The organism is Candidatus Symbiopectobacterium sp. NZEC135, from assembly GCF_025962695.1.
This window is the reverse complement of the sequence record NZ_JAGFPF010000090.1, coordinates 1-10,441: the sequence shown is the minus strand read 5'-3', so window position 1 is coordinate 10,441 and position 10,441 is coordinate 1. Positions and strand designations below refer to the sequence as shown.

Below are 10,441 nucleotides of genomic sequence, written 5' to 3'. Positions count from 1 at the left end.
GTGGGATTATCAGCAACCAGTCGGTTTCCCTCGCGTTTAAAACGCAGTTTGGGTGCCATTTCGGCGACAGCTTGTTTTTTTAATCCTTCGGGGCGATAGAACACCTTTAAGTTGTTAGTGATGGTAAGGATCACCTTGGCGGTGTTGTCCTGCGGCGTGGTCGCAGGCTGAGCCGGAATAGCCTTCATTGAAATAAAAAACACCGACTCACGGTCCTCCGGTAGTGGCTGCCCGTTACGGCGGATACGCAGTGTCAGATTGTCATTCGGTTCTAAACGGGATAACGGTGGCGTGACGATAAACGGAACCACCGTGCTGCCTGTCGAGGTGTTATCAACATCACCGGTGGCCGAATCCTGAGGACGCATGCGGGATTGCATCAGATAAGGGCGCGGCGTTTTGTTATACGCCGTGAGCGCTACACCTTGCTTATCGCTAGCCATGTAGATAACGCGCAGCACATAAAAGGTAATTCCCTGCGGTTCTCGTTCTTCCGCGTGTGCCGGACTCGTCACAAAGCAGCCGACCAGCAGACCCCATATCGCTAACCAGCGGTGCTGTAAAAAGAAGAGGGATATCATGGCACCTCCTGCGTTGTTGCAATCTGTTGTTTGCAAGGGGCGGATAATCCACCGTAATCGCTAATGGTTTGCCATTCAGCGTGCAATGGCGCCCCTGAGACCGCAAAGGTCAGTGCGCTCATCGGTGCCAGCATAGAGGGCTGTGTTTGTAAATTTACCTCTGCTTGGTCAAATGCCAGTCGTCCCAACGTTTGATGGTAGGGCGTCGGGTTTTGTACACGAACAGTTAGCCCCTGGCGGCTGAAATGCAGCGGGCAAAGCGTTGTCTGCGATGCCGCAGACAGTGCGGGTGGGCGATAAAACAGCTTAATTAAAAACTGTAACCCTGCTGATATTTGCACCGGAGCGTCATCTTTGGTTGCCCGAGAGGGGATCGCCAGTACCGAAAGGTAAAAGACGGATTCACGATCGGTGGGCAGTGCGCCGCCCTGGTGGACAATGCGTAAGAGTTGGCGACTATCTGGCTTGAGTAAAAACATCGGGGGCGTGATAAAGAATGGCGCTGGCGCTGGGTTATTGGTATCGAATTGCACGCGGCTTTGCACCAGGTAGGTTCGATTGTCGCTATTGGTGATAGTCACCGTTTGCGCTTTATCGCTGGCAGAGAAAATTACTCGCGTTTGATTCAGACGGATACCGCCTTCTGTTGGCAGCACCGCGTAGGCAGGGAGCATTCCCCACAAGAATGTGACGGTGCCCCAGAACAATAACCCTCTCCATGTCGGTTGTGCCATATTTCCCTCAGCGGTAAGCGAGTTGGAATAAGATTGGCGCTGTTAATGTGCCTGGAGTTACGCTGGCACAACTTGCAATGCCGCAGGTTAATCCGGCATAAAAGGTGAGGTCTTGATCAACGGGCGCTGTTCCACGATTGGCTAAAGGAATGTCATCGTTGTTTTTGACCTCCGTGTCGCTAAAGGCGGGAGGGACGTTAGTTTTGACCAGCATCACCCCCACGTTGGTGGCCGTTGACGATGAGGCGCGGAACAGCCATTTCCCGTCCTGTGTGACGCCAGTTCCGGTAACATTCACCACCGGGAGTTGGCTATTACCCACGACACTACAATCTCGCACGCTCAGAACGAAAGGTTGTGCTGCCAGCAGTGATGAAGGCGTCAATTGCGCTTGTTGCAGAGCCCCAAGATCCAGCGTGGATTTATCCAAACTGAACGAGCAGGTGCCTTCAATCAGCGTGGCAGAAAAGTTGATCGTGACAGCCTGTACCGATGCTGAGAGGCCACACAGCATGCTAATGACCCCGCCAATAATAAATGCGCTACGGTAACGTTCGAGTAAATGCATTGACTGCTCCTTCGTCATTGATCGTTTGCCACCGGATATCACCTTGGGCCTCACTGGTTTTAAATATCTGATGCGAGAAAGGTGCCATCGTGAGTTTTTCTGGAGTGTCTAAGCGGATATTTTTTCCACCAAACTGAAGGCTGGCAAAGCTGATAAAATAGGGAGAGGCGTTTTCCACTTTTATGCCACCATTCACACGAGAAAATTTAAGGTTTTCCTGCGCTTCTCTAGAGGTAGAGGGTAATGCGTTGGGACGATAGAACAACTTGATAATGGCACCTACACCAAATTGGGTCGCACCATGCACTTTGCCCGAGCCATGTTGTTCGGTGGGGGCATTTGATGCGGGTACTGCACTGGCATGAAAATAAAACAGCGATTCGCGATCCGTCGGGGCATTAATACTTTGCGCTGAAATACGCAATTGATTAACGGTTCCGGGTTCCAGGCGAAATATTGGGGGTCTGACAATGAACGGCGCTGGTTGATAGCTGGCTTGCGCGCGGCTGACGCGGGCTTGAACCAGATAAGGTTGCGATACCGTCGTATTGCGTACGGAAACACTTATACTTTCAGTACCTTGCGGGTAAATAAGGCGTGAGGCATTAATGCCAAATCCGTCAGCCAGTGAAATCGTGGGCAATATAACCAAAGAGAGCAGCAGAGCCATAACAAATGATATACGTTGCATTTGCTATTCCTTGTCTGAAAAAGTGGGGCGGCAGCGCCGCCCAACCAACATTAATTGGTGATAAAGTTGAAAAGGATCGGTGCGGTGACGCCTCCAAGATCAACATTAGCATCAGTCGCGGTTGATGCCAGTCCGGCACGCAAACTCAGTCGTTGACCGTTAAAATCGCTTGCTTGAGGGGCCGAGGCATCCGCTGTGGCGATAGTCAGGACGGCATTGTTATCGATAAAACCCGATGAGTTTGTGGCATCGGTCAGCATCACACCGGTATTGCGTGTTGTATCACTGTTGAAGATATTGTTTTCTCCGGATAATGTTGAACCCGTGACTTGCACTTGCGCGACCTGGCTAGCTTCTGGTGTACCACAGTTGCTCAGTGTGAGGGCGAAATCACGTTGGCTTGAAGCAATCGGCTGGCGGGTAGATGCAAAGTCAGCCTGTGCGACGTTACCAAGATCGAGCGAGGTGGTGCTCAGGTTAATATCGCAAGACGTGGCTACCACGCTGCCCGTGATCGTGATTTGCGCATTACTGGCCGCCGATGCGTTATTGGCTACCAGCAGCAACAAAGCCAGCGGTGCTAATGCGAATAATGATTTTTTCATTGTAAGCTCCTAACATTTAATTAAATAGATTTGAAATTTTTCATCTTTCCCGAATACCCGGTGAAAAAGGGAAAAAACAGTGCTAATTTTTATATCGTTATAATGATTAGCGCTTGTGGTCTTTACAGAAGTGTATGCTTATACATATAACGACAGTATTTCCAGGTTTTCAGTGTGACGCTAACGTTTTATCATCAGTTAAGGCGTTGTCCTTTTAAAAATAGGACTGGCAGCATGTTTGATTCATTTTCCTCATCAGATAGGGATGCGGTGTTATTGTCTGGCTGGTGCTTCATTCATTTTCTCTAGAACAACAAAGTAAGTGATGAGAACATCAGTTGCAGCGATTTTATATAATTATGGCATTGCCAGAAATGTTTTTTTTGGCGTTTGTATTGTTTCTATTTGTGTGTTTTATTCTTTTTTAATGTAAATGTGTCATTTATATGCTGGTTAATATTATTTAATTGGTGCTTTATTCTTTGTTTTTTGCATTTTATTGGTTTTTTATTCTGATTTTTTAGGTGTTTTTCTGAAGTGGTTAGTGAGTGTGATGTATTTGCAGGTTTATGTATTTAAAGTAAAAACCATCGTTTGTAATAATAATCCTAAAATAAATTAATCGCGCGATATACATATAATTACATGGCGGGAGAAATAAGGAAATTCTATAATTAAAAAAGCGTTTTTTTGTTGTTTTATCTATTGCCAAGAATAGGTTATCGCAAGGTGCCCCAGCAAGTCATTCCACGATAAATACATATCTATTTATAATATACCATCCCCTTGTCTTGAGACCTTGGCAAGGCTGAAAGCGCTTGCCAAGGTATAAACACGGTCATCGCGTTTGGCCAGCGTCGCTGCGAACGCATTATTTCCAAGCTAGTTGTAACATCCCGAGTAATTGCTCGTAGGTTAACGGCACCGGATTGGCTTTCATGGATGATGCACTGCTGGCCGCCAGCGCAGCGGATTGCAACGCGTCCTGCGAGACGCCGAGCGTGCTGAGTGAGCCTAAACCAGCCTGGAGACGCCAGTCGCGCAGCGCATCAAAGGCGTGCATCGGAGGAACCCCGAGCGCACTGGCAAACCAACGGCGTATTTCATCAAAGCGCGCCAGTAACGTTGGATCGGTGACATGAGCGTTATTCAGCATCAATCCGAAGGGGAGCAGGCTGCCACATAGCGCGCCGTGCGGGGCATCGCATAACCCACCCAATGGACCCGCCAAGCCATGAATCACGCCAAGCCCGGCATTTGCCAGTGCCAAACCGCCACACAGGCTTACCCACGCCAGGGTATCCCGACTTTCTGGACATTCGTGCTTCATCAGTTGCATTAACGCGCTGATGCCCTGCGGGATCGCGGTTCTGCACAGGGCGTCTGTGTAAGGTGTCGCGCGATTGCATATATAAGGTTCGATCACCTGCGTCAAGGCATCCAGCCCAGAGGCGAGTGTTACACTGCGAGGCGTATTGTCTGTCAGCGTTGGATCAATGATGGCGAGGTCTGGCAGCATGCGGTTATCACGCAGGCTGACTTTTCTACGGTGTGCAGGAACGTTGATAACGGCATTTTTGGTTACCTCTGCACCTGTCCCGGCGGTGGTAGGCAGAGCAACGAAGGTCAAGGGGGCTGACTCCAGGATTCGGCCATTGCCGACCACTTCCAGATAGTCAATCAACGGACCCTGTGCTTTCACCAGTGCAGCGATTGCTTTACCCGCGTCGATAACGGCGCCGCCGCCAAGGCTGACAATGGCATCTACCTGATGCTGTCGGGCGAGTTCAACCCCTTGTTCAATGTTGGTAAGCGTGGGTTCGTGAGCGATGGTGAACGTACTGATGCGCACCTGTGCTGCATGGAGTTGGTCGACAAGAAAAGCGGCGCGCTGCGGGTTGGCACCCTGAACCAACAAGACGTGCCGCGCGCGTGCCGCCAGCCAGGAGGCGGCACCTGCGGCTTCACCGCGTCCAAAACGAATTTCACCGGGGCTTACCACAGAAAATGACAGGGGCATTGAAAATTCCTTTATCGCATCAACCTGAATACAGCTGAGCGGTGCATTAAAATAAGTAATGTATCTATTTTCAAGCGGTTCACAAGCCAAAGTGCTTCATTGTGCTCAACATGGCAGAAAATTTTCACACTATTGATACCTGCTGGCGTGCGATGAAAAAGTGTGGGGGTGGCGGAATTATGCAATTTTGGCCTACGCTTATCTCTGTGACGTTTTTTGTAAGATTTTCTGTATGGTTTGGTATTAAGGAGACTCTATGAAGTGTCCGAGCATTCCTGATGATGATCCACAAAGACTGAAAGCGCTCTGCGAATATGCGCTTGATCCTGGAGCAACCTTATCCAGTTTATCGCCAGTCGTGCGCATCGCGTCCCGTATGTTCGATATGCCCATTGCGGCAGTCAATATGATTGGCAGCGACCGCGTGTTCTTTGCCGCGAGTCATGGGTTGGGTGAAGGGGCTGTTGACATGACCCGGGATGCTTCTTTTTGTGCGCATGCCATTCTGACCGAAAACGGTATGATTGTGCGTGACGCAGAACGGGATGAGCGTTTTCATGATAATCCCTTGGTGACCGGGCCGAGTCATATCCGTTTTTATGCCGGAGTGCCGTTACGCTCCCCCGAAGGGTATGCTCTGGGGGCATTGTGTATTCTGGATAACAGCCCCCATCAAGACTTTACCGCAGAGGACCATGCTCGCCTGGCTGAACTGGCCAGAATGGCGTCCGATCGTCTTGAACTGCGACGCATTGAAGTGGCCAGCGAACATCGTGCCGAAATGGACACGACGATATTGACGGGGGAAGCGCCGGTTATCCACTTTGATCGGGCTTTGCGCATTACCCGTTGGAACCAAGCGACAGCGCAGTTATGGGGCTACGCGGAGGATGATTACGCCGAATTGGTGATCAGCGACCTTTTTGGTATTGATGAAAATACAGAATTCTGGAATGCCATTCGCCGTGTGATTGCGGACGGTGTATGCAGTGAAACACCGCCTGTTGAAGTCAGTGGACGGCATAAAAACGGCAGTAAGTTGTTCTTTGTGTTATCGCTGTTTTGTGAGTGTTATGGTGGCAATTTGCAGTTTACCGCCGCGTTACGAGACATGACGCGTTATCGACAGGATAAAAAGGCCATTGCCATCAGTGCCGATTGCGATCCGCTAACCGGGCTGAGAAATCGACGCCGTTTTTATCGTTGCGTTGAAGATGCCGTATTGCGAGACCCCAATGCTGCCATCATGATGATTGATATTGACGGTTTCTCGGATGTCAATGCCGCATTTGGGAATGCTGCCGGTGACGAAATTTTATGTGAAATCACTCATCGACTGTTGATATCAACCAAGGAAACGCAGATTGTCGCGCGCATTGGCGGTGATGAGTTTGCTGTGCTGCTGCCGGATATTTACGAACAGGCTGAAGCTGGGTTTTACGCCCAGCAGATCATGGCGCATATCGCTCAGCCGATTCTGGTACAGGGCAGCCCGATAAGTGTAACGGTCAGTGGGGGCATTTCACTGGCACCGAAACACGGCTATGAGGCGCTGGAACTGATTGCCAATGCCGATCTGGCCTTATCAAGGGCGAAGCGGACAGGGCGAAATCAACTCTATATCTTTACCCCGGAGTTGCGCCAGGAGGCAACGGCGCGCCGGCATCATGCCATGGAACTATTACGCGCAACGGACAACAGCGAGTTTGTGCTGTTTTATCAGCCGCAGATAAAACTGAGTGATGGCTCATTGTCCGGCGCGGAAGCGCTAATTCGCTGGATACACCCCACGCGTGGGTTATTACCCCCGTCGGAATTTTTAACCACATTAGCTCGCGGACCGATGGCGGTCAGCGTGGGGTCCTGGATCCTCGATGAAGCCTGCGCGCAGGCAGCCTATTGGCGCCGGTGTGGTGCGCCTGATTTTCGCATCGGCGTGAACCTGTTCGATGTGCAACTGACCACCGGGGACCTGGCCGCAGAGGTCGCGGACGTGCTAAAACGGCATGGCCTTCCCGCGGAAGCCTTGGAAATTGAATTAACGGAAAACATCGCTCTTAACAATAACAATGATTCAATCATGTCTGACACACTGCAAAAAATTCGTGATATGGGCGTCTCTATTGCCTTTGATGATTTTGGCACGGGATACGCGTCGTTGAGTATGCTAAATCAGTACCCAGTGACACGCATAAAAATCGATCGTTCATTTATCCAAAATTTGCTTACTTCACGACGTGATGCCTCTGTCGCTTATGCCATTCTTGATATTGCTCGTAATTTCGAGATTGAAGCGATTGCGGAGGGAATCGAAACCGCAGAGCAGTGGTATGACTTACGCCAGCACGGCTGTCAGGAAGGGCAAGGCTATTGGTTTGGTAAACCGTTGGAGGCGCAAGCATTTTCCTCGAAATTCGGGCTTGTTCCGCAGACGATCAGGCAGAAGGTTAATCCATAATCAGGCCTTTAGGGTAAAAGGGAGGCGTAAGTATTAATAATGATGATCCACATGCTCTTTTGAATACGATAAGTTACGTGCAATAACACATAACCTTCATGTTATACCCAGCCAGTGTATCGCAATGGCTGGGTGTTATCATTTTGAACTGCTCACATTACACTGGGTTTAGGTCTTGCTGTACGGTTCTGGTGACGACAGGTAATCTGGCGATACCAAATCCGGTGAAGCCGTATATCAGCGCAAAGAAAATCGCCGCATAGCATTGGATTGCCCAAGGGAGAAAATCCAGTGTACTCACTCCCAGTGTGCTGGCCATATACACTCCGGCTGAGGTCCAGGGCAGTAATGGCTCAGTCACTGTGCCCGCATCCTCCACCGTTCGCGACAGGTTCTTCGTGTCCAGTCCCATACGCAGATAGGATTCTCTAAACAATTCAGCGGGAATAAGCAGTGCCAATTTCCCGTCACTGGTTGCTCCCGTGACCAACAACGTGGTTGCCACGGTCGCCGCGATCAACTGGCCCACACTGCGAATCGCCTTTAGCAACTGGTTAATGATCACGGTCAGGGCACCCGTCAAGGTTAAGGCTCCTGCAAAGGAAAAGGCGCAGAGTACCAAGAGAATGGTGCTCATGATGGAGAACATCCCCCCGCGATCGAGCAAGCGAGGAATGTCGCTTATCAAGCCGGTTACCTCCGTTCCCTGTGCGGCAAACATTGACGTGGTGAAGCCGTGAATCAATGCGATACACCCTTGTTGCAGGGTGAATCCCTGTAGGCCTACGCCGATCCCTATTGCCAAGACGGACGCTGCCAACATAACGGGTATCACAGGGCGTTTGGTGATGGCACCCCACAATACCAGGATGGGAGGAACCAGCAGGATCACGTTAAAGTGATACAGGCTCGCTATTGACGTTATGATTTTATCCACCTTGTCCAGATTGGCCGCGTGGCTGGGGATATGGGTGTATCCAAAAAACAGATAGACCCCGGCGGCTAAAGCAAAGCTTGGCAGAGTGGTATACATAAGATGGCGGATGTGGCTGTAAAGATCGGTTTCAGCGACAATGGCGGCGAAATTGGTGGAATCAGACAGCGGTGACAGCTTATCGCCAAAATAGGCCCCCGAAACCACCGCACCCGCCGTGGCAGGTAAAGAGACATCAAGACCCGCGGCGACACCCATCAATGCCACTCCCACAGTGCCTGCGGTGCCCCACGAGGTGCCAGTACAAACCGACGTTGCGCAGGTGATAAGGAAAGCGGTGATAACGATATATTGAGGGCTGATCAGTTTCAGGCCCCAATACACCATATAAGGGATCGTACCACTGAGCATCCAGGCACCGATCATACCTCCGACGCAGATCAATATCAGTATCACGGGCATCGCTTTGGCGAGCTTAGCGACAATCGCGTCCATGATGTCTACCCAGTGGTAGCCTTGCCAATAGGCAACGGCTGTAGTGACGGCAGCCGAAACCAATAAGAGCGACTCGATGGGCAATTTATACTGACCATAACCAATAACCAACAACGTGAGCATGGCAACGATGGGAAGCAGTGCCAATCCCAGATTAAGCGCCTTTTTGGCTTTCATTTCTCACTCCCTTTAAGCATTGAAGGGGTCAGCGTAGTCAGCGTAGGGCCGCATAAATGTGATCTCTGACAGCTATAGGTGTAACGGGTTTCATGGGTTTGATGACTGCGAAGCCATGCGCATTTTTCTGACTTGTACCGGGCTGACAATGCGGGATTAAACCTGCTTGACCGATGCTCGTGGGATAAGCTCGGCGCAATAACCATTATTTTGTGGTAGCCCAACGATACCGTTATTGAGTTGTAACGCGAGTGTTGCGGCACGGCGCGCCATTTTCTCAATGGGGTTATGCATGGTCGTCAACGTCGGGTGGAGATATTTGGCCCAGGCAATGTCATCAAAGCCTACCATGGAAATATCATCGGGTACGCGAACCTGATGGGCGTGAAAGGTTCGCATGATGCCAGCGGCCATGACATCATTAAAGGTCACTAACGCGGTGAAGTTAAGCCCGGCCTGTAACAGTTTCTCTGCGGCTAATTCACCGCCGTGCTCATTAAATGGAACGCTGATGATCCAATCATCAGCTACCGAGATACCGGCGATATCCATGGCTTTTCGGTAGCCTTCGACGCGGTGAGTTCTATCATCGATGGGAATATCTGCCGTGATGCAGGCTATTTTTCGATGACCATGTTGAATAAGCTGGTTGGTTGCGACCTGAGCGGCACTGACATTGTCCAGCCATACACAGCGATTGGCGATGACCGGTAAATAGCGATTTATCACCACCAATGCTGGAGTATGGGCCGCGTAGCGTAAGATATCCTCTTCATTCATACGGGGCAGATGAGCGACAATGGCTTCGCACCCCTGATTAATCAGTAAATCAAGACCTGCCTTTTCCAGTTCGGCGCGATGCCCTCCGCTGCAAACGACCAACTGCACTCTGGCTTTACGCGTGGTATCTTCAATGCCCCGCGCCATGCGCGAGAAGAAGGGATCGTCCAGGTTGCCGGTAAGCAGCCCGAGTGTTTTGCCACTTCTTTTCGCCGTAGCGTGTGCGGCAACATTGTGTTGATAGTTGAACTCACGCATTGCCGCCTCAACCCGTTCGCGAGTAACCGGCTTAACGTAAACGTTATTGTTGATCACTCGGCATACTGTTGCCGCAGAAACGCCCGCATGGCGGGCTACGTCCTTCATTGTAGCCATGATGACTCCCTGTCATTGCATTG

9 protein-coding genes are annotated in these 10,441 nt (G+C 50.6%); 1 reads left to right on the top strand and 8 read right to left on the bottom strand.

Annotated elements, in window-relative coordinates; genetic code table 11:
- The 6 genes from J5224_RS22345 to J5224_RS22320 form a co-directional block, all read right to left on the bottom strand.
- A partial coding sequence (locus J5224_RS22345; RefSeq protein ID WP_264627449.1) for a molecular chaperone occupies nucleotides 1–581 on the bottom strand: 581 nt, incomplete at its 3' end.
- Nucleotides 578–1,315 carry a molecular chaperone gene (locus tag J5224_RS22340; RefSeq protein WP_264627448.1) on the bottom strand — a complete coding sequence of 246 codons (738 nt, stop codon included), beginning with the start codon at nucleotides 1,313–1,315 and terminating at the stop codon, nucleotides 578–580. The genes J5224_RS22340 and J5224_RS22345, both read right to left, overlap by 4 nt.
- Before the next feature lie 7 nt (nucleotides 1,316–1,322).
- Nucleotides 1,323–1,883 carry a fimbrial protein gene (locus J5224_RS22335; RefSeq protein ID WP_264627447.1) on the bottom strand — a complete coding sequence of 187 codons (561 nt, stop codon included), beginning with the start codon at nucleotides 1,881–1,883 and terminating at the stop codon, nucleotides 1,323–1,325.
- The gene (locus J5224_RS22330) at nucleotides 1,858–2,574 is read right to left on the bottom strand and encodes a molecular chaperone (protein WP_264627446.1); all 717 of its coding nucleotides are present in this window, start codon (nucleotides 2,572–2,574) and stop codon (nucleotides 1,858–1,860) included. The genes J5224_RS22335 and J5224_RS22330 overlap by 26 nt, the downstream gene beginning before the upstream one ends.
- Nucleotides 2,575–2,624: 50 nt before the next feature.
- Nucleotides 2,625–3,179, bottom strand: a complete 555-nt coding sequence (locus J5224_RS22325) for a fimbrial protein (RefSeq protein ID WP_264627445.1) — start codon at nucleotides 3,177–3,179, stop codon at nucleotides 2,625–2,627.
- Nucleotides 3,180–4,050: 871 nt separating this feature from the next.
- Nucleotides 4,051–5,199 carry an iron-containing alcohol dehydrogenase gene (locus J5224_RS22320; RefSeq protein ID WP_264627444.1) on the bottom strand — a complete coding sequence of 383 codons (1,149 nt, stop codon included), beginning with the start codon at nucleotides 5,197–5,199 and terminating at the stop codon, nucleotides 4,051–4,053.
- Nucleotides 5,200–5,455: 256 nt separating this feature from the next.
- Here J5224_RS22320 and J5224_RS22315 point away from each other — a divergent pair, with 256 nt between their 5' ends.
- Nucleotides 5,456–7,657, top strand: coding sequence for a putative bifunctional diguanylate cyclase/phosphodiesterase (locus J5224_RS22315; RefSeq protein ID WP_264627443.1), 2,202 nt, complete (start codon nucleotides 5,456–5,458; stop codon nucleotides 7,655–7,657).
- A gap of 157 nt (nucleotides 7,658–7,814) precedes the next feature.
- On the opposite strand, the gene nhaC is transcribed toward J5224_RS22315, so the two are convergent.
- Nucleotides 7,815–9,263, bottom strand: coding sequence for a Na+/H+ antiporter NhaC (gene nhaC, locus J5224_RS22310; protein ID WP_264627442.1), 1,449 nt, complete (start codon nucleotides 9,261–9,263; stop codon nucleotides 7,815–7,817).
- A gap of 156 nt (nucleotides 9,264–9,419) precedes the next feature.
- On the bottom strand, nucleotides 9,420–10,418 hold the full coding sequence (locus J5224_RS22305) for a LacI family DNA-binding transcriptional regulator (RefSeq protein WP_264627441.1): 999 nt from the start codon (nucleotides 10,416–10,418) through the stop codon (nucleotides 9,420–9,422).
- Nucleotides 10,419–10,441: the final 23 nt, after the last annotated feature.